Genomic DNA, 25,838 nt, shown 5'->3' with positions numbered 1-25,838 from the left:
CATTGTGTGATTCAGCAGTCATGGGGGCGTTTGGGGTGCCAGTCCAAAAAACGAACGGGGGACGAGCACCCAGGGTACCCTCCTAGGCGAAAGAGGCTCCCCCCTGAACCCCCAACCACTAGGCAGAATGACTGATCACGACCTCATCGTGCTCGGTGGCGGGACCGGAAACCAGGTCGCCGCAGCGGCGGCCGACATGGGGATGGACACGGCGCTCGTCGAGCGAGGGCTGCTCGGTGGTACCTGCCTGAACCGCGGCTGTAACCCCTCGAAAAAACTCATTCACCGCGCGGACATCGCCGAGACCGTCCGTCACGCCGACGAGTTCGGTATCGAGGCGTCCGTCGATGGCATCGCGTTCAGCGAAATCGTCGACGACGTGATAGAGACCGTCACTGAGGCGGCCGAAGAGAAGGCTCGCCGCGCGCGCAACCGAAGCAACCTCACCTTCTATCAGACCGAGGGACGGTTCGTCGGTCCACACGAGGTGGAAGTCGACAGCAACGACGGCCCGGGCGGCGACCGGCTCGCTGCCGAGACAATCGTTCTGGCGGGCGGGAGCCGACCGATGATCCCTGACTCCATCGACGGGACCCACGAAACGCCCTACCTTACGAGCGACGAGGCGCTTCGGCTTGACACACTCCCTGACCGACTCGTCGTGGTCGGTGGCGGCTACATCGCCGTCGAGATGAGTCACTTCTTCTCACAAGTAGGCAGCGACGTGACCATCGTTGGCCGTGGCGACGCACTCGTCGCCCGAGAGGACGCGGCGATAGCCGCGCGCCTCACCGATGCCTACCGGGAGAAACACGAGTTACACCTCGGATTCGAAGCGACGGCAATCGCAGATGAGGACGGCGAGCGCGTGGTCACCGCCGAGTCGGAAGGTGGCGAGGAGATCAATGTTCGCGGTGACCGGCTCCTGATCGCAACTGGCCGGAAACCGAACAGCGATGTCTGGAACGTCTCGGCAGCCGACATCGAGACCGATGAAAAGGGGTTCGTCAAAACCGACGAGTACCTCCGTACGTCGGTCGACGGCGTCTACGCAATGGGCGATATCGCGGGCAACTATATGTTCAAACACTCTGGTGACAACGAGGCCAAATACGTCGTCGAGAACGCCGTTCGCGGGAACGAGCGACCCGTCGAGTACCCAGGGATGGCTCACGCCATCTTCGGGTCGCCGCAGGTCGCCAGCCTCGGGCAAAACGAGGGTGACCTCGACGAGGGGGTCGTCTACGAGGTGGGAACCTGCGCCTACGACGACACGGCGCTCGGGGTGGCGCTGCGTAACGAGGGCGGATTCGCGAAGGCTATCGTGGGGAGCGGGGGCGAGGTGCTCGGCTGTCACATCATTGGCCCGGAGGCGTCAACGATGATTCACGAGGTGAGCACGGCCGTCGCAGCGGGTGCCGATGCAGAGCTGATCGCAGAGACGATCCACGTCCACCCCGCCATCTCGGAGGTCGTCCAGGGTGCCTTCCGCGACGCGTGCAACGTAGCTCCCTCCGGTCTCTGATCGAGCGACGGGACCGTGCGCTGTCACGGCTCGTGAGACCATACCACATCTCCACACCCGTGAAGGGCCGAGAGGCTACTGATAATTCGCATAGCACTCACCGGAGCGGCGGGCAACGTTGGATGCGAGGCCATTGAGGCATCCGGCTCCGACCACAACGTGGTCCCCTTTCCTTTATTGCGTCGCTCCTGTGACCGCCGATCGCCGCCACCCTCTTCACGATACCGACCGATATCTAGCGTATGAACGTACTCGTTGCCGGTTCGCACGGACAGGTCGGCCAACACGCGACACATATCCTCGCCGAGAGCGACCACAGTGTTCGGGGGATGGTTCGCGCGGAGTCGCAAGCGTCGGACATCGAGGACCTGGGCGCCGAGCCGGTCGTCGCGGATCTGACCGGGGACGTCTCGCACGCTGTCGAGGGAATCGACGCGATCATTTTCGCCGCGGGTTCGGGCGGCGAGGACGTGTGGGGCGTCGACCGCGACGGCGCGATCAACCTCGTCGACGCGGCCGAATCCGAAGGCATCAAACGGTTCGTGATGCTCAGCTCGATTAACGCCGATCGCCCCGAGAGCGGCCCGGAAGCGCTGCGAGAGTACCTCCAGGCGAAGGCCGAGGCCGACGAGTACCTCCGGGAGAGCGACCTGACGTACACGATTATCCGGCCCGGGCCGCTGACAGACGAGGACGGCACCGGACGAATCAGAATCGGCGCCGATCTCGACGGGGACGACGTGGATATCCCGCGCGAGGACGTCGCCCGGACACTGGTCGCGGCGCTCGAGGCCAAGAGCACGTACGGCGAAACGTTCGAAATCGCGGCCGGCGACGAGCCGATAGAGGAGGCGTTACAGGAGCCGCTGGACGGCTGATTGCATGGTTCGGCGAGAGGACGCGAACGTCTACCGGTCTTCCGGCGCGTAGCGCACCACGACGTCAGCCCGTCGAATTGGATCTCCTGATTCGTCTTTGCTTTTGTAGTAGTTGGGGGATTCCTGTACCGTTCGCCGATCCAGTCTTCCCGACTAGAATCCGAATTCAGTGCGCGGTCTCCGTACTGTTCTGAGGATGGCCTGTATAAGACCCATTGGACGGTGAGTGCCTGACCAACTCCTCTTCCCCACCATCGGTACCCGTCGGTCTACAGTCAAACATTCATCCAATTGGTAAGTAATGCCCTGTATTAATCGGTTATGAGCGTCCTATATTGACCGATTCGAACTGGCCGGAGCTCCATACAAGATACGCGCTGTGTATTCAGTACGGGCGTCGAAAGATGTCACTGTTCAGGATTTCAACAGGGCCACGGCAGAGACCATCGTGGGCGATTACCGGGAAGTCGCCGGACGTTTTTTGAGGACAGTTTGCGGCGATTCACTATCCACTGCACTCTCTCATTTATAAGCGGGGACGAGAAATTGATTCTACGTACTGTATCCGAGGGTTTCAGATTCGGAAAACGGCTTTCTTTCACACGTGTGTGTTACGGATTTCAGCTACCTGAACAAGGTGGAGCAGCGGGAGAGTCGGTAGGGGAAAGGACGGCTGTCACAGAGCTTCTAACTACGGACTGGTGCTTTGGAACTCGATCCACGACAGCACCCTCCGTATTTTCAGACTCGATGAGCAGCCGGAAGATTCGACCCAAGTCTGTTGCACATACGGCCACGACGACCGTTTCATGCTATATGTCGGATTCGTCTCACAATAACAGATTATCGGGAAGTACAGGAAGTGCGTATATCGGATAGGATAGCCGGTTAGTTTGGTTTCTGAGCGTAGAGTATCTCAGCGGCGTGTTGGTGGCGTTCGTCACCCGAATCGTCATCGAACACGAACCTCTCGGCTTGCAGCACTTCCCACTCTGTGTAATATTCTGCCAGTTCACCTTGTGCGTAGAAATACTCGTTTTTCGTCCAATCCGGTGGCGTCGAGATGTCGGGATGGTCAACGAAAGCGAACATCGCATGGATCCCGCTGGGAGCCGTTGTAGATTTAAAGTGCTCAAACTGCCGCTCGCGGTTCTCAGGGCGGATGTACTGGATCGCCCCGGCCGAATAGACTACATCGACCGGCTCAGGAAGGGTGGCGTCATTTGCATCGGCTTCGATAGTCTGAAGCGTCACTCCCCGAGTCTCGGCAAGTTGTTCTGCCTTCGCCAGCCCGTTAGGGGAAACATCCGTCGCATAGACGTGCCATCCTTGTTCGGCGAAAAACACCGCATCTCGTCCCTCACCGGCTCCGATATCAATCGCTGTTATCGTATTTTCCACCACCGGTGCCACCTCGACCGTTTTCTCGGCCATCTTGTTCGGCTCCGTTCCCCAATAGTACTCCTCACGGCCATACACATCCTCCCGCTCATCATATCGCATTACCAAACAATATCTCCTTGTGTATTTATGAGGGGCGATAAATTTGCTATCGAACTGAACAAAGCTGAGCAACGTGAGAGCAGGGAAGACTCAAAACACACGTCTTAGGCGTTCTATCATTTTTCAAGGTGAGAATCCCGTCGTTTACCCTCGGCTAGTGTTAGTTGTTAACTCCCCCCAAAGCGTAGCGTCTGTTATGAAACCCCCAGATGAGTCGTCGGTTTCCGAATTCGACCACGATACGTTCCGGGAACTGGGATACCGGACCGTGGACATCATCGCCGACTACTACGAGAGTATCGATGACCGTTCGGTCTACGTCCAGGCCGACCCTGAGGACATCGTTACTGCGTTCGACGAACCTCTTCCCGAGGAGGGTGAAGATCCGGAACTGATCCTCGACGCTGTTGAAGAGTTCGTCATCCCCTATGCGACCCACAACCCCTCGCCGCGATACTTTGGCTTCGTGATGGGGTCGGGTACCCCGCTTGCTCCGCTAGCCGACGCCATCGCAGCAACGGTGAACATGAACACGGGCGGTTGGCACCCGGCACCCTCAGGGACGGAGGTTGAGCGCCGCTGCATCCAGTGGCTGGCAGAGGCGATCGGATACTCATCTGAGACTGGCGGTCTGCTAACCAGCGGCGGGACAATGGCCAACTTCACCGCTCTTCTGGCCGCACTCCGCAAGCATACCGATTTCGAAACAACCGATCTTGGGTTGCAGGAGACCGACCGCCCACGGTATACACTGTACGTGGCCGATCACGAGGGCCACTCCAGCGTCGTCCGGGTTGCAGACATGCTGAATCTCGGTCGCGACGCCGTCCGACGAGTGCCGAGTCACGACGACTTCACGATGGACGTGGCCGCTCTCGAACAGATGCTAGAAGCCGACCAAGCAAACGGAGACGAACCCTTCTGTATCATCGGCCAGGCAGGCTCTATCAACGTGAGTGCAATCGACCCCCTTGACGCACTCGCCGACATCTGTGCGGAGCGCGACCTCTGGTTCCACGTCGATGGCGCCTGCGGGGCGGTAGGGGCGATGGTCCCCGAGTTCGAGCCGCGCTATGCGGGGATGGAGCGTGCTGACTCCGTAACGGTCGACCCCCACAAGTGGTTGTTCATTCCCTATGAGTGCGGTGCCGTTCTCGTCCGCGAGCAGGAGATCCTCGCACGGACGTTCGCGATGGACGCGTCGTATCTCCGAGGGTCAGTTGCGGAGACTCCGGAGGAATTCGACTACTACGAGTTCGGGCCGCAGATGTCCCGCGGGTTCCGTGCGCTGAAGCTCTGGATGACCCTGAAGCACTACGGGCAGGAGGGATATCAGGCGCTGCTGCGCAAGAGCGTCAACTGCGCCGAGCATCTCGATACGCTCGTCCGGGCTCACGACCACTTCGCAGCAGTTCAGGAACCGAATTTGTTCATCTACTCGTTCCGCTACGTTCCGGCAGACCTCCAGGAGGTGCTGGTCGACCCGCCGGCGGTCCCGCTGGTGCGAGTCAACCAGTACCTCGACGAACTCAACCAGCGCATCGCAGACGAGGTCGTGCAGAGTGGACTCGCATTTCTCACGACCACGTCGATCCAGGACCGCCGCGCCCTCCGAATGTCGATTTGCAGCCACCGGACGACCATCGATGACATCGAAACAGTGTTCGACAGCCTGACGGAAATTGGAGCGCGGGTAGATGAGGAGTGGCGTGAGAATGCGAGCCTCCCGGTCTGACCATGTTATACAAGACTGCTCTCGCCTCCTCCCTGACTACACCAGTATCAAGTGACAGTTCTCTCAGCAATATCCTGGCGCTGTTAGTTGCAGACCGCTGAGTTGCTACAACCCCTGCACCGTCGTCTCGCCGCGGATGTGGGTAGATTCCATCATGACCTGAGGAACAGCTCGGCGCCACGTCGAACCAGTACTCGATACACCAGTGCCCCGAAACAGAAGTGCGTCGTGGCGACGAGTCCACCGAATGCAATCAACAGCAGACCGAGAACATATCCGACGAGCGTCGTACCCCTCCAGAAGGCGATCGCAGTCATCACTAACCAGACCGTGGCCATGCCACAGGCGAACCGGCGTGGTACTTCGTTACGAGGAAGCGTCGCGGACCCGATCAGCGTCCGGATGCCGTGATTGTAGAGGAGGTCGAATGGATGTCGGGTGGTCACCGCACAGAACCCCGTGACGAGAGCGAGGGTGACGAGGACGAGCGGTGACGGCAGGATGATTCCTAGCGTGGCGACGGTGGTGGTAAGCGCAGGCGACAACCGAAGCCACGGGACGACGGCTTCGAACGCTGGGTCCGACGAGCACGTGAAGCCCTGCATTTCGAGCCGCCGCTTGATTGGCAGCGTGATGGCCGTCCGCTCTCTTTCTACCCGTTGCCCACCGTCCGGTACCCTAGCACGTTGTCCCTTGATGGGTATCTCCGTCGGATGGATTGGAGAGGCGCGTCTCGATTCATTGATCCCCGTGACGAGGAGTATCCCTCCGGCGAGCGCGAGTGCGATGGTGTGGACCGATGACGGGACGGTCCCAGCTACGACGATTCCGACCATGGCGCCGACAGCGTAGCCGACCTGAAGCAGGACGACTGCGCCAACAACTCGGAGACGGTGAGGGGTGAACAGACCTCCGACTGCTACCGTTTCGAGGGCCGTGTGGCCGGCAATGACGACAGCACCGAGTAGTCCCACGGCTGCGCCGACGCTGTAGAGCGTCCCGAGCACGATTCCTTCGAACAGGCGATGCAGGAAGACGGCACCGAGCGAGAGGTTCGCGTGCGAAAGGTGCCCGTGCCGTTTGGATGCGCGACTGTGCGCGGCCCACAGTACCGAAAGCGAACCGACGATTCCGCCTCCGATACCCAGTGAAAGGCTCCTCGAAAGTGCAGTCCCCGCGAACGTGATACCCAAGACGATGAGCAAGAGGCCGATACTCGTAGGATGACCCCTCCCGGCCCTGTGGTCCTCGTTTCTGCATCGAACGATGACGGCGCCCCCAACGAGGCCAGCGATGATGGGTAAGCCGAGTACGACCGCGAACGCGACGGGAGCGCCGCCGTGTCCATCAGCTCCGTGCGCGCCCACCGGTGTCACTCCGACGACGAGGGCAGCGAACCAGACCGTGAGACGAATGAGGAGTCGCTGCGTGCCTGATAGTAGGATTTTCTGTGATTTGGCGAAACGCAGCGGGCGTCCGTCACCGGCAGGTGTGGACAACGGTTGCGGCTCTTTTCGGTTCGTTACTTCCATGGGTTCGACACCATTTCTGCCCGTACGTCTGCCCCGACCTCGATTTGGCAGTCAGTGAGAGGTCGGGCGATACAGCAAAGCAGGTAACCTGCCTCACTGTGCCGGGTCTTCAACGCCCGCGGTGGACGATTATACTGGACGGTTCCTTCGACTGACCGCCCGGCACAGGTACCGCATGCGCCAGTACGACATCCGAACGGCAGGCCGATTGCTGCCGACTCAGCCGCCTCCAGGACCGTACTCTCCCCACTCGCTCGCACGGCCTCTTCGCTTCCGTCCCGCCACAGGAGGGTGAGCGTGGGAGTGGGTGCCATCACACTACAGCCAGACGTCGCTAGTGCAGTCGCCGTCGGGCCAGCGAATCTCGTGTGCGCGCGCCGGCCCAGCAGGCAACTCTCCGAAGTCGACGAGGAACTCCTCGTCCAGAGTCATCGTCCCCTTCCGCGGGTTCACGTCGGCCTTCAACATCACCGAGCCCCGCTCGCGCTCCTCTGGGAAGAACTGGTCGTCCCACGTCGAGTAGAGCGATGTCGTCCAGTAGAGGCGCTCGCCGTCCAGCGAGAGTTGGAGCATCTGTGGGCCGGCCACGAGTTCGCGGCCCTGGACCTCCCGGATGTCACCGAAGTACCCGCCGATGGAGATCGAGTCAGCCTTCCGTAGCGTCTTCGGGTCGCTGATGTCGTACATCCAGACCTCGCCTTGGAGCCAATTGCTCCCGAAGAGATAGCGGTCGTCCATCGAGACGAGGATATCCACCGGGAGCGCAGGGACGGGCATGTCCCAGTCCGCGTGCTCGCCCGACTCGAAGTCGATGACCTTCTCGACCTGATACTCGTCATCCTCCTCCCAGAAGTGGAAGATGTTCGAGGAGAGCGCGGCGTTGACGTACCCGTGGACCGACTCTGGACTGTGGAGGAACCGCGTCTCCAGGGGGACGAGCCCCTCTTCGCCTAGTTCGACCGTCTGCTCGACCGTCCGATCCGTCCAGTTCCAGAAGTGCAGGCGGTGGCCGTACTCCCCGGCCTCGACGTCCTCCATGTCGAAACCCGGTTGGTATGTTCTCGGCGCGGCCCACTCGCTGGAGATCATCACGTCGTGGCGCGGCTGGTACCAGAAGTCGTAGTTGAACTCGATCTCGCCGGGCGCGTCCCACCGGCGTTCGATCTCGAACTCGTCGTTCAATTCGAGAAAGCCGCCGGGGAGGTCACCATCGGCGTTGCCGGTCATGCTGATGAGGATCTTCCCATCAGGGATGCAGTGGACGGTGTGAGGCCCCGAGAGATCGTACTCGTGGACCTCCTCGGGTTCGATAACCGTCAGCAACTCGGGATTGCGACGGTCCGCCGTGTCGACGACGTGGATACGCCCGGATCGGTTACCGGGGATCACGAGGTGTTGGCGCGCCAGCCCTTCGACGTGGCACGACGATGAACAGGCGTTCCAGCCGAAGTGGTGGAGTTCGTCGCCACGGTTCGGCATCTCGACACGGTGGACGATCTCCTGGTAGGTGTCCGAGTCCGGGTCGAGATCGACCACCGCGATGAAGTCCGGTGCATCGACGTCACTGCCGGTGTAGAGCCCGATGACGTAGGCGACTTGTTCTGGGGTCGATTCTTCGATTGCGGCCTGGGGTGTGGTGTATCCCGGACCGTCCATTTCGTGGTCGTGGTGCTGGTGATCAGTTGCCATGGCCGATTCCCTCCGCAAGTAACTGTTCCGCCGAGAACCCGATATACACTCTCACTGGGAGTCTTACACGGTGTGAGAACCGTGCACGGAGTGAGTCTAGTTATGAGGACAGGTCGATCGACGAATTCGTCAGTTTCATTCGCGATGCCACATTCGACGAGGGCCACCCTCTCACCGACAAACGACGCTCACGCCGTGAACAGGGCCGGGTCGAGTCGCTCTCCATCGTCGCGGAGGTCGTCGATGGTGGACTCGGCCCACGAGCGGACCGCCTCGTCGTCGGTCTCGATCACCGCGAGCGGTGCGCCCTGACCACCCGACAGGCATAGGAGCACCACGTCGTCGACGATGAACACGGTAGACGGGATGTCGCCGTTGTACACGTAGACCTCTGAATGCTCGGTTTCAATCATTTCTCGTGCCTGTTCGAGTATCTGCGGGTCGGTTCCGAAGCTCTCGAGCGCTCCACTATCGAGCACGCCTTCGAGTTCGAGCCCGCCATCGACGATTCCCCGCCAGCACTCGTCCATGACGTCCGCAAGCACAGAATACGTGATGAGTCGGACGCGGTCGGCACCTCGGATGCGTTTCGAGATATGGGCCGTTGGAGCAAGGGCATTCTGCTTCGTTGATTGAATGATCCGTGAGCCAGCGAGACTCCTGAGGTCAAAACCGAACCCCTCATCGGGGAACCACTGCGCCACCTCATTGAGTGCAGGGACCGCCTCAAACCGTTCCAAGACGTTCATCATTTCCCGCGAGACGTACGTGCCGAGCTGGGTCGTCTGGTACTGTCGGTCCTCCTCACGGAGCCATCCTCGCTCCATGAAATCTTCGAGAATACGACCGAGGGTGGCTCGTGTCACGCCAGTCGAGTCCTCCAATTCGTACCGTCCAATCGGCCCCTGGGTCAGTTCGTCGAGAACGGTTACCCTGTTCGGCGACCGCGCGAGAAACTCGATCTCCTCGAGGGGCGTGGTCATAACTGTGGTACGTGCTAACAAGCAATATTCTTATTGTGTACTCATCCAGGCATTCTTGTGGGTGCGAAAGGCTGTGAGCAGGCTTGGTCGAGAACCGTCAGCCTGTGGGCTCGATGTTCTGGTTGAGGTGAAACACGTTGTCGGGGTCGTATTCGGCCTTGATCTCGGCGAGTCGTCGGTAGGTGTGCTCACCGTAGGCTTCACGGACCCGTTGGGTGCCATCATCGGCATCGAGGAAATTCACGTAGACGCCCTCTCGATACGGTTCGAGTGCGTCCAAAAATCGCCGGACCCACGCGGTCTCCGAATCGGCGAACTCCTCCGTCTCGTCGGGACGCCACACGCCATTGATGTTGATGTTGTGAGGCGCGTTCCGACCGGTGTAGGCGGTGGCATCATTATCGACCCGGCTCACCGCTCCGCCGAGATGGAACAGGACCGAGTACGAACGGGGTGATTCAGCCGAGAAGGCGTGGTTGACGAACACGTCGATCAGGTCGTCGGACAGTTCGGGCAAGTCGGTCGACTTCCAGTAGTAGTGCCATCCATGGAGAACGGTACTGTCGGTCCCGCTCTGATGCGCCACATACGGCTCGGGAGAGACCAAGTCGAGAAGCGGTGTGCCGTGTTCGCGCAGCGGTCGGAGTACGCTCTCACCCTCCTCAACCGGACCCGCGTAGCAGGCGTTGATGGCCACGGCGGGTCGCCAGTGAAGCTCCTCGGGGGCAACTGGGAGAGGAGGGATCGTCCCGAACTTGACGACAGTGCCCAGCTCGTCGGGCGCATCCCGCACGAAGTCGCGGTAGAAGCGCAGCGCGTTGGCGGTGTCGTCCGCTGGCCAGAACACGGGGCCGGCGAGTACAGTGGGACCGACAGGGTGGAGGGCAAACTCGAAGGAGGTCACGATCCCGAAGTTTCCACCGCCTCCCCGCAACGCCCAGAACAGGTCCGAGTGCTCGTCGTCCGAGGCGCGGACGAACTCGCCGTCGGCGGTCACCATATCGGCGGAGAGCAGGTTGTCGACGGTGAGGCCGTGCTTGCGCATCAGCCAGCCGATTCCGCCGCCGAGGGTGAGCCCGGCAACGCCGGTGTGACTGACGATGCCGCCCGTGGTCGCAAGTCCGTGGGCCCGGGTCTCGTGGTCGACGTCACTCCACAGGGCACCGCCCTGTACCCGGGCGGTCCGCGCGCGTGGGTCGACCCACACGGCCCGCATCGCTGAGAGGTCGATAACGATGCCGTCGTCGCAGACGGCGGTGCCGGCTACGTTGTGGCCGCCGCCGCGCACAGCGATTTCATGGTTGTTCTCTCGTGCGAAGTTCACTGCCGTGATCACGTCCGCGGCGCCCGCACACTGGGCAATGAGGGCTGGCCGTTTATCGATCATCCCGTTCCAAATTGTGCGCGCTTCGTCGTAGCCCGCGTCCCCTTGGCGAAGGACTTCGCCTCGCAGCTCTGCGCTGAATCCTTGGACGGTTTCTTCGTCTATTTCGGTTTGTGGTTCTGGCATGTTACGAACCATCTCTCGTCGAGCGGCGTGCCCATACCTGTGCTACGAGTTACCACACCATACCCTTATCGCGCGGTTACCCAGTCGTTCATTTATATGTGCGGCGTATTTAAGGCTACTCTCCCCGGATTTGAAGGGTTTCAATTGGACCAATTCCCCAACGTTTCAGGAGAATCCGTGCTGGATTTCAGCTACCTGAACGAGGTCGAGCAGCGTGAGAGCAGGTAGTCTGATTTGGGAGGATCAGGGCTTCTATTGCTGTTCGAGTAGCCGATTCTTCTTTCGACGGTTGCTCTTTCGTTCGTCGATCGATAACACAGGCATCTTTCAGCAGACACGCCTCACGTACTCCATACGGTGACTGTATCCGCCACTCATTTCTACTCGTTTACAGAAAGCAGCAGTCAAGATAGATGAGATCTCAGGTCGGACTTGGGGCAGTTATCGTCACCTCGAGATCGATACCCAGGTCTTGCCCAGAGATTGGCCCGTTGTCGATGATGTTCTGCGGTTCCAGGTCTGGATGGCCGATATCTCCGTCTAGTCCCGTCCCGAGGAGTGCGGCGGTCATCGGAAGCGGTGGACGGCCAGGAGCCCGCACGACACCACCCGGGTCGTCCCCGACGACGATTCGCATGCCCATCCCACCCCATTCGTGCGGGGCACAGAACAGGTCGTATACGCCTTCTTTCTCGAAGCGATAGAGCCAGAACCCGTGGTGCTCGTTGACCGTCGAAGAGAACGCCGGAACGCCGTCGGGGACGCGTTGCTGACGTTCTTGGCCCGGATGGTACGCCGTCGCCGTGTGCTCCGGCGTGTCGAACACGAATTCGACGATCGCCCCTGGCTCCACGTGAAGCCCCACGGGATCGAAGTGGAACGCACCGAACTCGACCGTCAGGGCCGGGAGATTCGAATCGTCGATCTTGTCCTCGTCGACGTGGAGTTCGACGGTCTCGTCCGGCTCCAACCGGTTCGGAATCTCGTCGTCACTCGTCCCCGAATAGCCGAAGTGGGAGTGGATAATCGGTGGACGGGCAGTATTAGCCTCATGCCGCCCGTTTGGCGGTTCGGAGGCACTCTCTTTCGCCGTAGCAACGTCTCCGAATATCGGGACCGCTGCGCCGAGTCCGGTAGCTCTGAGGACGGTTCTGCGTCGGCAGATCGGTCGACTGTTCGACCCGTCTTGGTTCTCCATTCGTTGGTCTGATGATCGTGTCATAGTCGATCTCGAATCGTTGTACTGGAAGTCACTGGTGCTATCTGCGGTGACGGTCAGTCAGGCAGCCGGTATCCCAACACACCTCCGAGAACGGTCAGGGCCTTGAAGGCCCAATGCGGCGGGCTCACCGCGTAGATATCGTCCTCGTGGTCCGTCGTCAGCATCGCTAACAGCAGGATGTCGTTGAATCCCTCCGGAGGCAACGACACACCCCGCTCCGTGACGAGCTGATGGAACCGCCGGAAGAACGCCTCGTGCTGTAGGGCGGGCTCGTGGACGTTTATGATCTCGACGGCGGTCTTGTTCCGGAACGTATGGGGCGTGCCTGGCGGAACGATGTGTTCCTCACCAGCCGTCACCTCCATCCATTCCCCGTCCACGTACACTTCCAGCACGCCTGAAAGCACCTCGTAGCGCTCCTCGGCGTGTGGATGGGTGTGGACGAACGGGCCTTCCTCGGGGACGTCCTCGATCTCGAATCGCATCTCCAGCAGTTCGCCGTCCGTGTCCGCCGTCGACCGCGTGATCTCCCAGCGGCCGGGGAACCCACCCCAGTCGAGGACGCGTTCCTGCGTGGCGCTGTCTGCCGTATTCATGGAGGTACCCCCGTGGTACACTCGCTGTTCGGCATCGATTTGCTTGTCATAGTCCTACCTCCTGTGCCGTCCGTTCCGTCGCTTGTGTTGCCTTGAACCACCTCCGCGTAACGGACGCCACGGTGCCGGATCGTGCGCTGATCCGAGCAGCTAGTGCTAGCGTTGAGATCGAACTTATGTATTGGGAGAAGAACATTTCTCTCACAGAGTCAGACGTGTCCGGATTACGGAACAACGGTGTCGGTCCGTGGCTCCCGATCGAACTCGACGATGTTCATCTCGTCGTCCACCGTGAGAGTAAACGCCGCCGTCTCGACCTCGATACGAAGTGATACGCGGAGAGGCTCCGTCGAAACGTCGGTCTCGACGTTGTTCTGAAGCAGTTGGATGGCCTCGTCGACCGTCGGTGAGTCGATGTCCAGCTCGGGATTGCCTGTCAGTTCGGTCGCCAAGACGAGACCAGTCGCGAACATCTCGACCGGTAACCGCTTGGCGAACCCACAGGTATCACACTTCATGTCTGCCCAAACCGGGAACGGTGTTCCACAGGTGTCGCAGGGCTGACCCTCACTTTCGTGTGCGTCACAGACCATCACCGACGACGAGATCTGCCCTGCACACTCACGGCAGATGCCGTACATCAGATAGGTGATGTCCAGAGCACACCGATACAGTCCGGTTGCGAGTGCTTGCGCAGAGTCACGAGTCGTCAGCCCTGCCGCTGGATAGCTCGTGAGGAAGAGCGTCCCGACCGGTGCCTGATCGCCGAACAATCCGTAGCACTCGGTACACCTGACTCGGAGCCATTGATCCTCGTAGGTGACCGCAACGGCTGCCCCGCATAACGGGCAGCTCTCATCGAGCTCCTGGGAGAACTCGAGGCTTCCCGGTCCGGAAACGGCTATCACCGTTCTGGCGATCTGTTTACCCGCACTGCTCAGCCGGTATCCGTCGTCGGTTCGTCGGACGAAATGGGGAGCGAGTTTCGAGAGGTGGTAGTTGAACTTCCCGTTATCGTCGATATCAATCTCGGTTTGTAACTCGGAGTACGACACCGTCTCGACGGCGTCAGAGCCGTCGTCGTATTCGTGGGCGGCACCTGCCCGCCAGAGCACGCGGATGATGTCTAGCCGAATTTCGTTCCCCAACGTGGCGAAGGCCTCGTCCGGGGAAAGTTCGTTAAGTTCGAGATCGGGAGTGAACCGAGTATGTTCCATGCTAACTATCCGCATCCCAAATTCATAAAACGCACCCCCAGACAGTCCGCAGAAGAGTGAGAAGAACGGCTTCGTCGCCAGTTTGACTGAGGAACTTGGTACGAATGTCCGGTAGTTCGGTTCTCCACTCCGTATCGGGGATTTTAGCAGCCTGAAGAAGGCGGAGCAACGAGAGAGCCGGTAGCCGAATTCGGGCGTTTCAGACCATCTATTTTCGTTCGAACGACTACTTGTTCGTCCGGCAGTTGCGCTCTCGTTCCTCGGTCGGTGCACGGTAACGCGGTTCCATAGCCGCCCCGGCCACTGAATCGAAGAGCTATCGTGCGGAGAGTGACGAACTATGTGACGGCATCGGTTCACGGGGCAGCTGACTGCCGGAAGTCGCTACTCGGTCGAACCGTCTCGAGGCGCTTCGCTCCCGCATTCTCCACGTCTTCGGGCGTTATCGCTGTCATCAGACTCACCGAGAGATCCGTTTCGAAATCGCCGCTCACCATCCCGGTCGTCGCCGTCGGGCGCGTCGCTCGGCCCCAGTCGCGGTCGACGATACACAGCACAGTCGAGCGGGGCAGACTCGTCGGGCTGCCGAGTGCCGACGCCACGGTCGTGATACTCGTGCCAGCGACCACGACGAACAGCGCCGCTAACAGCAGCAGGTCGGTGCGTCGTTGCCGACAGAATCCATCGTCCGACGCGTGAACGCACCGTTTCCTTATCCTGCTCGCAAACGTAGTCGGGGTATGATTTCACGTGTGCTCGTCCCGATGGACGACTCGAAGATGGCGGAGCGTGCGCTCGAATACGCGCTCGAGGCGCATCCCGATGCGGAGATCACGGTGCTCCACATCGTCGGCGAGCCATCAGGAATGATGGGCAAGGCGATGGGGCTCGCACTGGAAGCCAATATAGAGGAGGCCGCCGAGAAACACGCGGCAGAGATATTCGAGCGGGCGCGCGAGATCGCGCAGTCACACGGCACCGACATTTCGACGGACGTCGCGTGGGGGAGTCCAGCGAAAGTGATCGTCAAGCAGTCCGACTCGTTCGATACGGTCGTGATCGGCAGTCATGGGGGGTCGGTGGCCGACCGACTCTTCGTCGGCAACGTCGCACAGACGGTGTTTCGCCGGTCGCCCGTTCCAGTGACCGTCGTTCGGTAGCCAGACCGTCCATCCAGGTTCGTGCCCTCGTCAGGTGCCGAACTGTCGGTGTCGGAGACTCCCATCGAGTCGTCCTTCCGCTTGCACGGGACGAACAGCCCGCGCCCCGACACCCGCTGAGCCGGCCGACGTTCACGTCGCAGCTGGAACCACGAGCACCGGGCGATCGCTCCTGCGAACCAGATTTGCTGCCACACTCCCGACGACGAGCTGATCGAGACCCCGCCGATTACGCTTCGGAGGTTCCTGACCCGGGTTCCGAGTGCGCACCCTCACCGTCGTCGGTCTGTCCCTCCACTGGACCATCGGCGCGGGCAGTCCCCTCGACGCGCGATTTGATGCCACGGAGCATCCCTCGCGTCATCACGAACGTAATCGGGTCGAGCACGACTTTGCTGGTGAGGCGAACCACGAGGTTCCTGGGTAATCGAATCCGTGACCGGACGAGTAGGCGTGTCGTCGTCTCGTCGACGGGTTCGAGCACGAATGCCCAGACCCACCAGGGTGGTTGGTCCGGGCTCTGGAGGACGAGCGACTGCGCGGGAGTGAACGCAGCGACTTCGAGTGTGGTGTCGGGAAAGCGGTCGGCACGGGCGAGTCGTACCGTCTCTCCCACGGAGAGATCCTGATACGCGGGGACGATCTCGTCAGCGTTGTGAATTCCGAGACCGACCAGGTTTTCGGCCCACTCGTAGCTGTAGAATCCGCCTTGTTCCTGACCGAGTTGGCGGAGCCACGGCCAGATTGCATCCGGGGGCGCGGAAATACTGATCGCCATCGTCGATTCGCCGTCGGGTTCCGGGAGTCGCTCGTCGCCGGGGAGCGATCGCGTGACCTCTTCGGTGGTTGCCCCCCAGTTCAACATCCGTGGCCTGATGACGGTCCAGTAGACCGCCCCCAGTATCGCAGCAGCCGACACCAGCAGGAAGCGGCGCAGGACACGGATCCGAAGACTCGGTGGGGTGTCTGAAGGTTCGACGTCCGTCAGTTCAGAAGGTACTGGCACTACACTCACCTCTACTACGATAGAAGCGTGGAAGCAGCTTAGAATGATAGCATACTACACGGGTACGGAAGGGACATTAATCGGGAATGCATCGGGGTGGACAGGAGGTGACGTGTATTAACGACGACAACCGGCATCCTGGTTCAGGGTATCGCCCTCGGATTCTCGATCGCGGCTCCCGTCGGTCCCATCGGCGTCCTGTGTATCCAGCGGACGCTCTCTAGGGGACGGCTATCGGGCTTCGTCAGCGGTCTCGGAGCGGCGTCTGCGGACGCCGTCTACGGGGCCATCGCGGGATTCGGCATCACGACTATCTCCGCACTCCTGCTCGACTACCGGACGGGCATTCGAATCGGCGGTGGACTCCTCCTGCTGTATCTCGGCGTCCGGTCGTTCCGGGCCGAACCAGTGGAGACAGCGGTCTCCACCTCGGACGTGCAGGGGCTCGCCAGCGACTGCGGGTCGACGTTCCTGCTGACCATCACCAACCCGGTGACAATCCTGGCCTTCGTCGGCATCTTCACCGGGCTCGGAGTCGGGGTATCGGGCGAGTACGCCGACGCCGCCGTGCTGGTCACTGGCGTCTTCCTCGGGTCGGCGCTCTGGTGGTTCGTCCTGAGCGCTGGTGTGAGCCTCTTTCGTGATCGGTTCACGCCGCCCGTCCTGCGCCGGGTGAACCAGTTCGCGGGTGTGGTGATTGGAGGCTTCGGACTGGTCGCACTCTGGAGTGTCTGGTGACCAGGGCGCTGTTCGAGATATCGGTTCCCAACCGGCGAGTGGCGATTCGACAGGGTGTTCGCGGGTGGCTGTTTCACCCAGGTCCTCAGAGGACAGCGAACTGACGGCTGCCGGCTCGTGTTAAGGACCTTGCGCCAGTGTATGTGGTATGGAGGAGATCCCGCGTTCGACGGCCGACAGTACGTCCAGCCCTGCCGGAAATCCATGGCTGTTCTTCGCCGTGACGTACGCCATCACGTGGGGGTTCTGGCTGGCGGCGATCGCCCTCGGGCTCCGGTTCGATAGCGCGGCAGGGCTCGGCGTGCTGCTCGCGGGGCTCACGGGGCCGGGAATCGCCGGTATCGGGTTCGTCTACCTCGTCTACGACGAGCCCGGGCGAACTGACTTCTGGAATCGCCTCACGCAGGTTCGCCGAATCGGTGTCAGGTGGGCCCTCGTCATCCTGCTGGTGCCGGTGGTCGTGACGATCGTCGCGGCAGTCGTCGCGCTGGTGTCGGGTGACGTCGGTGCCACGCTGGGTGCGGGCGTGCAGGAGTTCGCCGTGAACCCGCTGGCGATCCTGCCATCGCTGTTCTTCGCGACGCTGCCGCCACTCCTCGAAGAGCTGGGGTGGCGAGGCTACGCCCTCGACCGGCTGCAACTGAACTGGTCGGCGCTGAGTGCCAGCCTGATCCTGGGTGTCGTCTGGGCGGTCTGGCACCTCCCACTGTTCTTCGTCGGGGGGTCGTTCCAGGCCGAGAGCGTGGGCTTCGGGACGCCGGGGTTCTGGCTGTTCATGGTCGGGGTCGTCGCCCTCTCGGTGGCGTTCACGTGGGTGTACAACCACACCGCACGGAGCATCCTCGCCATCATCTTGTTCCACGGCTGGGTCAACTTCGTCTCCGAGGCCATCGAGGTCGGGGACGTGTTCTACTACGGACACTGGGTGCTGCTCGCGGTCCTCGTGACGGCCATCTGGGGGGCGAAGACGCTGACGAGTGCCGACGAAGTGCCACGACCACCCCACTCTCGCCTCGACTGAGCGGGGAGACAGGGTATCGCACCGGCGGCTCTGTGTATGCCATCCCGGCGGTGTCTGTGGAGAGAATCGCTCCAGTCGGTTTCACGCCGTGGCGTTCAGCGACTCGTCTCCGAGCGGACCCGGTCGGATTCTGACGCGGTCTCGGGGCCCTCCTCGTACGAATTGAGGCCGAGGAGACCGTTCAGCACGCAGCGCTGGGTCACCCCGGTCACGAGGAGCACCGTCCCGACGACGAACAGTGCTCCGGCGAACAGGAGACCGGCCGTCCCGCTCACGATCGTCAGGATGTCGGCCAATCCCGCCGCACCGACGACGATCAGCACCGGTCCGAGGACGAGTCTGGCGAGTCGGTCGTAGCCGCCGACGTTCTTCTCCATGTGTCTGTCACCAACGTGGAACTACGCCGAGTGCGGAATTAAGCGATGTTACAGGATACTTGCCAACTTCCGAGCCGCCCACGGAACGAGTCAATACGACCAGCGCCGACGGATGCGGTCCTCGGTTTCAGGGTGCTCCTGGCAGAGCGTCGCCACGTCGCGCTCGCCGTCGACGTTGACAACGTGGACCTCGCCACGACGGTCGGTGTAGACGTCCTGGAAGTCGTAAACGACGCCGACGACCGTCACGTCGTCGGGGACCTCGTCGCTCTCTTTGAGGAACTCGACCTGTCGGTCGACGTTGTACTCGACGAGGTGATTCACCGCGTCCGCCCGGTCGATGTCGTCGGGGAGCGCCTCGACGCCGGCTTCGAGTTCGTCCGCGAGCAGGGAGACGCAGTGCTCGATACCGGCCGGCTCGTCGATGCCGCCGGTCAGTTCGTCGTACGTCGCCGTCACCGCGCCACAGCCGGTGTGGCCGACGACGACGGCGACCTCGGTGCCGGTGTGTGCCAGCGGGTAGAGCACGTCGCCGGAGACGACCGGCCCGGCCTCGCTCTCCTGGACGACACGGTTGCCGATGTTCCCGCAGGTGAACAGCCGTCCGGGCTCTTCGTTGCCCCAGACGAGGTCCTGAAGGACACGCGAGTCCGAACAGCAGACCGTCACGGCCTCGGGATGCTGTGCGTCCTGTACGTCGTCGAACCGGTCCGCGAACTCGCTGGCGTGCTCGGCGTTGGCGGCCAGCAGCTCGACGATGGTGTCTCGCATGGTCGCCAGTGCGTCCGGCACCGAGTAGAATCGTTCGGTCCCGACCGGGAGTCAGGTGGGCCGTAGCTCAGAAGTCCGCCCGCTCCAGCCAGTCGACCGCGGTCAGCACGAACCAGGCCATCCACACCACGAACGCAGCGAGCGCCGCACCGTACAGCGCGACCCGGGACCCGACGGCGAGCGCGACCGCGACCGGGACAACGGCGAGGACGAGTGCGACGGCGTTCCGTCGCCGGTGCCCCAGCGCTCCGCGCAACGCGGCCAGTCCCGGTCGGTTCGACACGTGGCGTCGTTGGGCGACCGCGACCAAATAGGTGTGTGCTCGACATGCCCGGTGCCCGGCCGATGGCCTCCAATAGCGATTTCCAAACACCATCTTCGTTCACTAGTTCGACAACCGGCGTCAAGAGGCTCCAGAAGAGACGTTTCGAGGAGATATTGGGAACTGCCAGGCGTTTATTTCTTCGCGGGAGAACTTTTAATATCGTCGTCGTGTACGTCATCAACGCGATGGCCCACAGCTGTGCGGGGTGTGGCGACACACTCGACGCCGACCAGGTGCGCTACGAACGCCGGGACGGATCGACCGACGTCGACCGGTTCTGTTCGCTGAACTGCCTGACGGGGACGACCGACTACGGCGAGTCGGCGGTCCGCCAGCGCCTGTTCGAACAGGAGCCCGAATCGACGGTCTGAGCAAGGGGCCACGGGGAGTCTTCGGGTTCGACGACCGTCAGCGACGGCGACGGCGAACCGCGAGCACGGCGAGCAACGCACCCACGAGCGTCGCGACCACGCCGAAGCCAGGGGTCGGTCCGGTCGAGGCCCCCGTTTCGGTCTCCGTGGTCGCCGTCTCGCTCGTGCCCGACGTCTCGGCGGGAGTCTGCCGCTGGGTCCCATCGGGTGTGTTGATGAGCGGCTGCGTGGTCGCCGACGTATTCGCCACCTTCGAGAAGGAGAAGAACGTGCGGACGGGTTCTCCGTCGGGAGCGACGACCGTGTCGCCGTCGGCCTGGAAGGAGCCGTCGCCGTCGGAGGTGTGGAGCGTCGCCGCGATGCTCTGGGTGCCGTCGACGTTCATCGACTCGAACAGCGAGTCGTCGATATCGACCGACAGGTTGTCGTAGGTCCCCGGATCGAGTGCGCGGGTGCCGATCACCTCCGCCGGTGCACCGCTCTGGACCCGCTGGAGGACCACGTAGCCGGGCTGGTTCAGCTGGACGCGCGAGAGCGTGACCGAGGGCGAGTCGATGCGCTGGCCGTTGTACTCTGCGGCCAGCACGCGGGCCGGGCCGTCGGTGCTCTTGCCGACGGGGATGCGGGCCGCGACGTAGCTCCCGTGCAGGCCCGTGACGGCGCTGTCGACCATCGGGTCGAACCCGCCGTCGTCGGGGTTCTGGTCGCGGTGCAGGACGATCCAGTAGGTCCGGTCGCCCTCGTGGTCGTCCCAGTACTGCTGGTCGATCCGTATCTCGAAGTTCGACCGGGCACCGCTCTCGATGTCGGCGACCCCGACCGGCCGGCCGGGCTGGTCACCCTGGTCCTGGTGGACGACGAGGTAGCCACCGTTCACCGAGAACATCGACTCCACCACGATGGTCCCGTCGTCGGAGACCTGCGGGTCCGCTCTGACGTGGCTCCCGTGAGCCGCGACGGGCGTCGCCAGCAGCGACGACACCATCGCGAACGCGAGCAGGAGGGCTAGCGGTCTGCGCATGTGGTTCCGTGGGGAAGCCGCCGGGAAAGAACTGTCGTTACACCGAAAAGCTCGCCCCGTCCATCCGCAGGAAGGCGGTCTCGTAGCCCTCGTGTCGGCCGACCTGTGGCGGCGTGACGACCTCGACCGCGACCTCGTCGCCGGGCTCGATGCCGTCGACCCGCGTGCCGTAGTGGTACTGGAGGTCGGGGTGGATGGCACGGGTCAGCTGGCCGTCGTAGACGCTGTCGCCGTCGCGTGTGACCGTCGCATCCAGCGACATCATCGGCAGGACGAGGTCGTTGTACGGCGTCCGTGCAGAGACGTAGAGGTACGCGCCGGCGTCGCCCGCGAGCTCGTTCTGTGCGTACTTCAGGACCAGGTCGGCGTCGTCGACGCGCTGGGTTCCGACCGTCTCCCCGGGCAACTCCTCCGGGGGTGCGGCGACGCCGATAGGCATCGACCCCATCTCCATCGGGCGGATAGCACCGGGGTCGCCGGCCTGGTCGAGCTCCTCGACGGTCATCTGGTCGCGGACGGCCTGGTTGTACTCGAACGGCAGGTCGACCGACGCCTCCGCGTCGAACCGGCCGGCGAACGACCCCATCGGCTCGGCACTCAGCGGGCTGGCGGAGACGCGGGCGGTGTAGCTCCCGTCGCCATCGAGCGTGAAGTTCCCGCCGTAGTGAAAGCCCATGCGCTGGGAGAGCATCGGGTAGATGACCTCCTCGCTAACGGTCTCGCCGTCCTGCAGTATCTCGACGCTGATGCCGGATTCGGGCAGGACCACGCCCGTCTCCTCGTCCCAGACCTGCACCATCAGGTGGACCGACTGGCTCTCCTCGCGCTGGTGGTGGGAGAGCTCGGAGCCGGTGACCGTCCAGAAGTTGTGCGGGACCACGAGCATCAGGGCGAAGGAGTAGTCACCACCCGCCGCCATGCCGGAGTCGGGCATCACCATACCCTCGAGGAACGACTGGACGTAGACGCCCTCGGGCCCGTCGGTCGCGGGTGTCTCGGTCCCCGTCGCGGTCGCAGTCGGCGTGTCGGTTCCGTCGCCCTCGTTGCTACCGTTACCGAGGCATCCCGCCGCACCGGCGAGGGCGACACCGGGCAGCGTTCGGAGGAGTTGGCGGCGTTGCATGCAAACTCCTAGCGAGAACCTGTAAAAAATCGTTCTGGTTCGTCGGTCGAATCACCCGCCGACGGGCCGCGAGAGTATCCACAGGGAGAGGACCGTGTAGCCGACCATGAGTGCCACCAACGGCGCGTGCCCCCGGGCCGCATCGCCCCCGAACAGCTCCCGGGAGGCCAGGTGGGCCGCGACGACGGCGACGAGGTGGCCGGCGACGACGAGTCCGACGGCCGAGCCCCAGTAGACGACCGGCGAGGGCGTGACCGACGGGAGTCCGGGGACGCCCAGCCGTCCGAGCGAAACGAGGTTCACCAGCACGTACGGCCAGTTGTGCGCCACGTCGTAGGCGACGGCGATGGGGAGGAGCGTCGCGCCGAACCACCGGGTCACCCGACCGGGGTCACCCCCGCCGTGTCGCGCGGCCAGTACCGCAACCCCCGCGAACACCCCCAGAAACAGCAGGAGCCCGCCGAGGTAGGTCGCGAGCCCCGTGACCGGGCCGAGAGTGGTGTCGGCGAGCCGGAACAGCAGCCGCTGGTACGAACGGGTCTCGACGATGCCGTCGAAGCTCACCGTGTAGACGGCGGCGACGGCGAGGGCGACGCTGGCCCCGTCGGGTAGCGGCTTGGCCGCCTCGTGCCAGAGCGGGCGTCGCGAGACGACGAACGCGTCCGTGGCAGCGTCGTGGTCGACGGAGAGCGGGGCGACCCGGCCGACGAGTTCGTACAGCACGCCGAGCGGGTCGGCCTTCCGGAGCCAGGGGCGGCCGAAGACGACCGCACCGACCAGCATGACGAGCGCGTAGCCGGCGACGAGCGTGGCCGTGAGTCGCGGGCGAGTCGGGACGACGGTCAGGTTCTCCACCACGCCGACGAGCACGACGAAGCCGACGGCAGCCGGCCAGCGGCCGAGCCACGCCGGGTACGCGAACAGCGCGATGTCCTCCCCTTCCAGTCGCGAGAGCAGTTCGTAGCCGGTCGTCCACGGCGCGAGCGCGGTCCAGTGGTTACCGACGACCGCGGCGAGGAGCAGCGACCCCTTCACCCACACCGGCCAGACGAACGTCGTCGCGGGGCTGACCCGCGCCTGTCGCCCGGTCACGCCCTCGGCGATGGCAGCGACGACCGCCGCCAGCAGGAGCACCCGGAGCAGCCAGAGGACCATCCGTCCCCGGTCGGTCGAAATGGTCACCAGCTCCCGCACCGACCGCGACGGACTGGCGTCCAGCCCGGCGAGGGCGGCCGCCGTCCCGCCGACGGTGACCGCCGCGCCGGCGAGCAGCAGGTCGCCCGGGATCGGCGTCGAGACGGTGCGCACACCGTGGGCACTCACGACGCCCGTGAACGAGACGAGCACGAGCACCGCGAGCACTGCCGCCCCCGAACGGGAGTGCCATCGGTCCATCACCGGTCCTTGACCCCCCACTCGAAAAGCCCCCGTGGTTCGGCCGTCGAAACGTGGCGGTCGAAGAGCAGCGTTTTGTCCGGGCGGTCCCGAGAACCGGCAATGCGAACGCGGACACTGCTCGCCGTCGCCGTGCTCGTCGTCGGCCTCCTCGGCGTGGTGTACGTCGGACTCGCCGGTGAGTCGACGGGGGCGCTCGAACTGGAGTGGACCAGCGAGCCCGACCCGGGGACGGCCGGCAACCACCACGAGCCCGCGGTCGCGGTCGTCGACGGCGAGCCGCTGGTGTTCGCGCCGGTCTCGTCGACCCAGGACGCCGACCAGTGCGCGCTGGTCGCCCTCGACGCGACCGACGGGAGCGAGCGCTGGCGCTACGACGTGCCCCGGCGGAACTGCACCATCCACGCCGTCGCCGACCCCGCCGTCGCGGACACCGACGGCGACGGCGACCGTGAGGTGCTCGCCCCGACGACCGAGGACGAGGTGCTCGTCGCCGGTGCCGTCGAGGGCCGAATCGAGGACCGCCTCCCGCTGACCGACTACGGCTACACCCGACCCACGGTGGCCGACATCGACGAGGACGGGCAGGACGAGACCGTCGCCGTGGACGTGCTCGGCTCGGTCAGGGTGTTCGCGCCGGACGGGAGCATCGAGTGGCGGGCCGACCGCGAGGCGTACGTCTGGGCGACGCCCATCGTCGACGACGTGGACGCCGACGGAGCGACCGAGGTCGTCGTCGCCGACCGACACGGCTACGTCACGGCCTTCGGACCCGAGGGCTCGGTGCTGTGGAACCGGTCGAGCGGTGCCGGCTCCGTCGCAACCTGGATGACCAGTGCGAACCTCGACGACGATCCCGCACTGGAGTACGTCGTCGCGACCACGTCCGGCGCGACGGTCGCCTACGACGGCCGCACCGGCGAGCGCGAGTGGGGCCACGACGCCAGCTCGCTCTCGGCGGTCAACGCGGTGCTGTCGGTCGAGGGGCGGCCGACGGTGTTCGCGACCGCCGCCGACGGCTCGCTCGTCGCCATCGACGGCACGGACGGCTCGGTTCGCTGGGAGACGATGGTGACGGACCAGCCCATCAACATGATGCCCCCACCGGTCGCCGGTGACGTCGACGGCGACGGGGACGCCGAGCTGGTCGTCGCGGCCAACGACGGCACCGTCGCGGTGTACGACCCCGCCAGCGGCGAACTGCTCGCAACGCACTCGCGCGCCGTCGCCATCCTCGCGCACCCGGTGCTCGCCGACACCGACGGCGACGGCAGCGAGGAGATCTACGTCATGTACGCCGACGGGCGGGTCCAGCGGCTCTCCGCCGAGAACTGAGACACCGTTTCGGTCAGTCGTCCAGATACGTGTCGCGCATCGTCCGTGCGAGCAGCCCCTCCCGGTCGAACGCCACCGCGACGGCGACGAACGGGTCGCCGACGGGGTCCAGCACGAACACCGAGCGCGCCATCTCCGCATCGTCCCGCGAGCGGTTCACCCGCAGCACCAGCGGCTCGATGGGGCGGGTGCCGCGCCGGAACTCGTCGAAGAGGTCGCCGCCACGGTCGCCGAACACGTAGCAGACGCCCGTCTCCTCGCCGTCGGTGTTCCGGAGCACGGTGGAGTTCATCCCGGCACCGCCGGTCACGGCCTCCGCCCAGGCGTCCTGTGCCGCCTCGAAGAGGTTCGTCGTCTCCGGCACGAAGCGATACCGGGTCTCGCGCTCGACGGCCAGCTCCGAGACCGTCGGCGGTGACGCCTCCCAGTCCAGCGTCGCCGACACCAGCGCGCCCGGCTCCACGGCCGCGAGCACCTCCGAATCGGCGACGAACGCCGGCTCGTACTCGTGGGCGTCCGGGTCCTCGTCGGGTGCCGGCAGCGAGACGAACACCCACTCCTCCTCGCTCCGGGGACTCGACAGTGCGCGGAACCGCCCGCTCGTGGTTCGCATGGTCGCCCGGAGGCACCGACGGCAGTTAACGGGCCCGGAACGAGCCACGATGCACCTTCGCTCCACCCCCGAAGTTTACATCCTTCGTAAACTCTCTCGAACACCGTCTTCTGACCAGCCGGGTGGCGCGCGGCTGGCGAGACTGTGGCGCTGTCGCTGTCGGGCGGGACTGAAAGGAGTGGGTCGGGCCTT

Annotated in this window: 27 protein-coding genes; 8 read left to right on the top strand and 19 right to left on the bottom strand. The window is 63.5% G+C overall.

The window, feature by feature from the left end:
* Positions 1–127: 127 nt before the first annotated feature.
* Together NOW55_RS02560 and NOW55_RS02555 are read left to right on the top strand one after the other, a co-directional pair.
* Positions 128–1,525, top strand: a complete 1,398-nt coding sequence (locus tag NOW55_RS02560) for a dihydrolipoyl dehydrogenase family protein (RefSeq protein WP_256398493.1) — start codon at positions 128–130, stop codon at positions 1,523–1,525.
* A gap of 242 nt (positions 1,526–1,767) precedes the next feature.
* On the top strand, positions 1,768–2,403 hold the full coding sequence (locus NOW55_RS02555) for an SDR family oxidoreductase (RefSeq protein ID WP_256398492.1): 636 nt from the start codon (positions 1,768–1,770) through the stop codon (positions 2,401–2,403).
* Positions 2,404–3,291: 888 nt separating this feature from the next.
* Here NOW55_RS02555 and NOW55_RS02550 read toward each other — a convergent pair.
* Entirely contained in the window at positions 3,292–3,906 is a 615-nt protein-coding gene (locus NOW55_RS02550; RefSeq protein WP_256398491.1) for a class I SAM-dependent methyltransferase, read from the bottom strand.
* 196 nt (positions 3,907–4,102) lie between these two features.
* Here NOW55_RS02550 and NOW55_RS02545 point away from each other — a divergent pair, with 196 nt between their 5' ends.
* On the top strand, positions 4,103–5,641 hold the full coding sequence (locus NOW55_RS02545; RefSeq protein WP_256398490.1) for a pyridoxal phosphate-dependent decarboxylase family protein: 1,539 nt from the start codon (positions 4,103–4,105) through the stop codon (positions 5,639–5,641).
* A 152-nt stretch (positions 5,642–5,793) separates the two neighbouring features.
* Here the strand turns inward: NOW55_RS02545 and NOW55_RS02540 are convergent, their stop codons facing one another.
* The 9 genes from NOW55_RS02540 to NOW55_RS02500 form a co-directional block, all read right to left on the bottom strand.
* Positions 5,794–7,173, bottom strand: coding sequence for a DUF4395 family protein (locus NOW55_RS02540; RefSeq protein ID WP_256398489.1), 1,380 nt, complete (start codon positions 7,171–7,173; stop codon positions 5,794–5,796).
* Entirely contained in the window at positions 7,164–7,487 is a 324-nt protein-coding gene (locus tag NOW55_RS02535; RefSeq protein ID WP_256398488.1) for a 2Fe-2S iron-sulfur cluster-binding protein, read from the bottom strand. Before NOW55_RS02535 ends, NOW55_RS02540 begins: the two co-directional genes overlap by 10 nt.
* Positions 7,488–7,491: 4 nt before the next feature.
* Complete coding sequence (locus tag NOW55_RS02530; RefSeq protein ID WP_256398487.1) at positions 7,492–8,862, bottom strand: selenium-binding protein SBP56-related protein; 1,371 nt, start codon at positions 8,860–8,862, stop codon at positions 7,492–7,494.
* Between the two features lie 188 nt (positions 8,863–9,050).
* Complete coding sequence (locus NOW55_RS02525; RefSeq protein WP_256398486.1) at positions 9,051–9,845, bottom strand: helix-turn-helix transcriptional regulator; 795 nt, start codon at positions 9,843–9,845, stop codon at positions 9,051–9,053.
* Positions 9,846–9,942: 97 nt separating this feature from the next.
* Positions 9,943–11,355 (bottom strand): FAD-binding oxidoreductase, encoded by a 1,413-nt coding sequence (locus tag NOW55_RS02520; protein WP_256398485.1) that lies wholly within the window; start codon positions 11,353–11,355, stop codon positions 9,943–9,945.
* Between the two features lie 421 nt (positions 11,356–11,776).
* Complete coding sequence (locus NOW55_RS02515) at positions 11,777–12,553, bottom strand: cupredoxin domain-containing protein (RefSeq protein WP_256398484.1); 777 nt, start codon at positions 12,551–12,553, stop codon at positions 11,777–11,779.
* 77 nt (positions 12,554–12,630) lie between these two features.
* A complete protein-coding gene (locus NOW55_RS02510; protein WP_256398483.1) occupies positions 12,631–13,173 on the bottom strand; it encodes a cupin domain-containing protein in 543 nt (180 codons plus the stop codon).
* A 224-nt stretch (positions 13,174–13,397) separates the two neighbouring features.
* The gene (locus NOW55_RS02505) at positions 13,398–14,390 is read right to left on the bottom strand and encodes a DUF7351 domain-containing protein (RefSeq protein WP_256398482.1); all 993 of its coding nucleotides are present in this window, start codon (positions 14,388–14,390) and stop codon (positions 13,398–13,400) included.
* A 356-nt stretch (positions 14,391–14,746) separates the two neighbouring features.
* A complete protein-coding gene (locus NOW55_RS02500) occupies positions 14,747–14,992 on the bottom strand; it encodes a hypothetical protein (protein ID WP_256398481.1) in 246 nt (81 codons plus the stop codon).
* A gap of 138 nt (positions 14,993–15,130) precedes the next feature.
* On the opposite strand from NOW55_RS02500, the gene NOW55_RS02495 reads away from it, so the two are divergent.
* Positions 15,131–15,550, top strand: a complete 420-nt coding sequence (locus NOW55_RS02495) for a universal stress protein (protein ID WP_256398480.1) — start codon at positions 15,131–15,133, stop codon at positions 15,548–15,550.
* Positions 15,551–15,682: 132 nt separating this feature from the next.
* Here NOW55_RS02495 and NOW55_RS20715 read toward each other — a convergent pair whose 3' ends face one another.
* Positions 15,683–15,856, bottom strand: coding sequence for a universal stress protein (locus tag NOW55_RS20715; protein ID WP_368407683.1), 174 nt, complete (start codon positions 15,854–15,856; stop codon positions 15,683–15,685).
* Positions 15,780–16,556 carry a hypothetical protein gene (locus NOW55_RS02490; RefSeq protein ID WP_256398479.1) on the bottom strand — a complete coding sequence of 259 codons (777 nt, stop codon included), beginning with the start codon at positions 16,554–16,556 and terminating at the stop codon, positions 15,780–15,782. Before NOW55_RS02490 ends, NOW55_RS20715 begins: the two co-directional genes overlap by 77 nt.
* 135 nt (positions 16,557–16,691) lie before the next feature.
* On the opposite strand from NOW55_RS02490, the gene NOW55_RS02485 reads away from it, so the two are divergent.
* On the top strand, positions 16,692–17,294 hold the full coding sequence (locus tag NOW55_RS02485) for a LysE family translocator (protein ID WP_368407723.1): 603 nt from the start codon (positions 16,692–16,694) through the stop codon (positions 17,292–17,294).
* A 148-nt stretch (positions 17,295–17,442) separates the two neighbouring features.
* Positions 17,443–18,315, top strand: coding sequence for a CPBP family intramembrane glutamic endopeptidase (locus tag NOW55_RS02480; protein WP_256398478.1), 873 nt, complete (start codon positions 17,443–17,445; stop codon positions 18,313–18,315).
* 95 nt (positions 18,316–18,410) lie between these two features.
* On the opposite strand, the gene NOW55_RS02475 is transcribed toward NOW55_RS02480, so the two are convergent.
* From NOW55_RS02475 to NOW55_RS02465, 3 genes are all read right to left on the bottom strand, one after another.
* On the bottom strand, positions 18,411–18,692 hold the full coding sequence (locus NOW55_RS02475; protein WP_256398477.1) for a YgaP family membrane protein: 282 nt from the start codon (positions 18,690–18,692) through the stop codon (positions 18,411–18,413).
* Positions 18,693–18,782: 90 nt separating this feature from the next.
* Positions 18,783–19,463: a carbonic anhydrase gene (locus tag NOW55_RS02470; protein ID WP_256398476.1), complete on the bottom strand. Its 681-nt coding sequence runs from the start codon at positions 19,461–19,463 to the stop codon at positions 18,783–18,785.
* Between the two features lie 67 nt (positions 19,464–19,530).
* Positions 19,531–19,746 carry a hypothetical protein gene (locus NOW55_RS02465; protein ID WP_256398475.1) on the bottom strand — a complete coding sequence of 72 codons (216 nt, stop codon included), beginning with the start codon at positions 19,744–19,746 and terminating at the stop codon, positions 19,531–19,533.
* A 209-nt stretch (positions 19,747–19,955) separates the two neighbouring features.
* Between NOW55_RS02465 and NOW55_RS02460 the strand changes: the two genes are divergently transcribed.
* Entirely contained in the window at positions 19,956–20,159 is a 204-nt protein-coding gene (locus NOW55_RS02460) for a hypothetical protein (protein WP_256398474.1), read from the top strand.
* Positions 20,160–20,196: 37 nt separating this feature from the next.
* Here NOW55_RS02460 and NOW55_RS02455 read toward each other — a convergent pair whose 3' ends face one another.
* From NOW55_RS02455 to NOW55_RS02445, 3 genes are read right to left on the bottom strand one after another with little or no spacing between them, the layout of a single operon-like run.
* Positions 20,197–21,180 (bottom strand): DUF7282 domain-containing protein, encoded by a 984-nt coding sequence (locus NOW55_RS02455; protein ID WP_256398473.1) that lies wholly within the window; start codon positions 21,178–21,180, stop codon positions 20,197–20,199.
* Between the two features lie 37 nt (positions 21,181–21,217).
* Positions 21,218–22,303: a DUF7350 domain-containing protein gene (locus NOW55_RS02450; RefSeq protein ID WP_256398472.1), complete on the bottom strand. Its 1,086-nt coding sequence runs from the start codon at positions 22,301–22,303 to the stop codon at positions 21,218–21,220.
* A gap of 51 nt (positions 22,304–22,354) precedes the next feature.
* Positions 22,355–23,698 carry a hypothetical protein gene (locus NOW55_RS02445; RefSeq protein WP_256398471.1) on the bottom strand — a complete coding sequence of 448 codons (1,344 nt, stop codon included), beginning with the start codon at positions 23,696–23,698 and terminating at the stop codon, positions 22,355–22,357.
* Positions 23,699–23,800: 102 nt separating this feature from the next.
* Between NOW55_RS02445 and NOW55_RS02440 the strand changes: the two genes are divergently transcribed.
* Positions 23,801–25,033 (top strand): outer membrane protein assembly factor BamB family protein, encoded by a 1,233-nt coding sequence (locus tag NOW55_RS02440; protein ID WP_256398470.1) that lies wholly within the window; start codon positions 23,801–23,803, stop codon positions 25,031–25,033.
* A 13-nt stretch (positions 25,034–25,046) separates the two neighbouring features.
* Here NOW55_RS02440 and NOW55_RS02435 read toward each other — a convergent pair whose 3' ends face one another.
* Positions 25,047–25,646, bottom strand: a complete 600-nt coding sequence (locus tag NOW55_RS02435) for a DUF6663 family protein (protein WP_256398469.1) — start codon at positions 25,644–25,646, stop codon at positions 25,047–25,049.
* Between the last annotated feature and the right edge of the window lie 192 nt (positions 25,647–25,838).

This window comes from Haloarchaeobius litoreus (assembly GCF_024495425.1).
Taxonomy (GTDB): Archaea; Halobacteriota; Halobacteria; order Halobacteriales; family Natrialbaceae; genus Haloarchaeobius; species Haloarchaeobius litoreus.
The sequence above is the reverse complement of the archived record's forward strand: the minus strand, read 5'-3'. Positions and strand labels throughout refer to the sequence as shown.

Bases quoted from the DNA above. Each gene is read 5' to 3' on its own strand.
- NOW55_RS02560 (WP_256398493.1), top strand. From the start codon at position 128: ATGACTGATCACGACCTCATCGTGCTCGGTGGCGGGACCGGAAACCAG.
- NOW55_RS02555 (WP_256398492.1), top strand. From the start codon at position 1,768: ATGAACGTACTCGTTGCCGGTTCGCACGGACAGGTCGGCCAACACGCG.
- NOW55_RS02550 (WP_256398491.1), bottom strand. From the start codon at position 3,906: ATGCGATATGATGAGCGGGAGGATGTGTATGGCCGTGAGGAGTACTAT.
- NOW55_RS02545 (WP_256398490.1), top strand. From the start codon at position 4,103: ATGAAACCCCCAGATGAGTCGTCGGTTTCCGAATTCGACCACGATACG.
- NOW55_RS02540 (WP_256398489.1), bottom strand. From the start codon at position 7,173: ATGGAAGTAACGAACCGAAAAGAGCCGCAACCGTTGTCCACACCTGCC.
- NOW55_RS02535 (WP_256398488.1), bottom strand. From the start codon at position 7,487: ATGGCACCCACTCCCACGCTCACCCTCCTGTGGCGGGACGGAAGCGAA.
- NOW55_RS02530 (WP_256398487.1), bottom strand. From the start codon at position 8,862: ATGGCAACTGATCACCAGCACCACGACCACGAAATGGACGGTCCGGGA.
- NOW55_RS02525 (WP_256398486.1), bottom strand. From the start codon at position 9,845: ATGACCACGCCCCTCGAGGAGATCGAGTTTCTCGCGCGGTCGCCGAAC.
- NOW55_RS02520 (WP_256398485.1), bottom strand. From the start codon at position 11,355: ATGCCAGAACCACAAACCGAAATAGACGAAGAAACCGTCCAAGGATTC.
- NOW55_RS02515 (WP_256398484.1), bottom strand. From the start codon at position 12,553: ATGGAGAACCAAGACGGGTCGAACAGTCGACCGATCTGCCGACGCAGA.
- NOW55_RS02510 (WP_256398483.1), bottom strand. From the start codon at position 13,173: ATGAATACGGCAGACAGCGCCACGCAGGAACGCGTCCTCGACTGGGGT.
- NOW55_RS02505 (WP_256398482.1), bottom strand. From the start codon at position 14,390: ATGGAACATACTCGGTTCACTCCCGATCTCGAACTTAACGAACTTTCC.
- NOW55_RS02495 (WP_256398480.1), top strand. From the start codon at position 15,131: ATGATTTCACGTGTGCTCGTCCCGATGGACGACTCGAAGATGGCGGAG.
- NOW55_RS20715 (WP_368407683.1), bottom strand. From the start codon at position 15,856: ATGGTCCAGTGGAGGGACAGACCGACGACGGTGAGGGTGCGCACTCGG.
- NOW55_RS02480 (WP_256398478.1), top strand. From the start codon at position 17,443: ATGGAGGAGATCCCGCGTTCGACGGCCGACAGTACGTCCAGCCCTGCC.
- NOW55_RS02475 (WP_256398477.1), bottom strand. From the start codon at position 18,692: ATGGAGAAGAACGTCGGCGGCTACGACCGACTCGCCAGACTCGTCCTC.
- NOW55_RS02470 (WP_256398476.1), bottom strand. From the start codon at position 19,463: ATGCGAGACACCATCGTCGAGCTGCTGGCCGCCAACGCCGAGCACGCC.
- NOW55_RS02455 (WP_256398473.1), bottom strand. From the start codon at position 21,180: ATGCGCAGACCGCTAGCCCTCCTGCTCGCGTTCGCGATGGTGTCGTCG.
- NOW55_RS02450 (WP_256398472.1), bottom strand. From the start codon at position 22,303: ATGCAACGCCGCCAACTCCTCCGAACGCTGCCCGGTGTCGCCCTCGCC.
- NOW55_RS02445 (WP_256398471.1), bottom strand. From the start codon at position 23,698: ATGGACCGATGGCACTCCCGTTCGGGGGCGGCAGTGCTCGCGGTGCTC.
- NOW55_RS02440 (WP_256398470.1), top strand. From the start codon at position 23,801: ATGCGAACGCGGACACTGCTCGCCGTCGCCGTGCTCGTCGTCGGCCTC.
- NOW55_RS02435 (WP_256398469.1), bottom strand. From the start codon at position 25,646: ATGCGAACCACGAGCGGGCGGTTCCGCGCACTGTCGAGTCCCCGGAGC.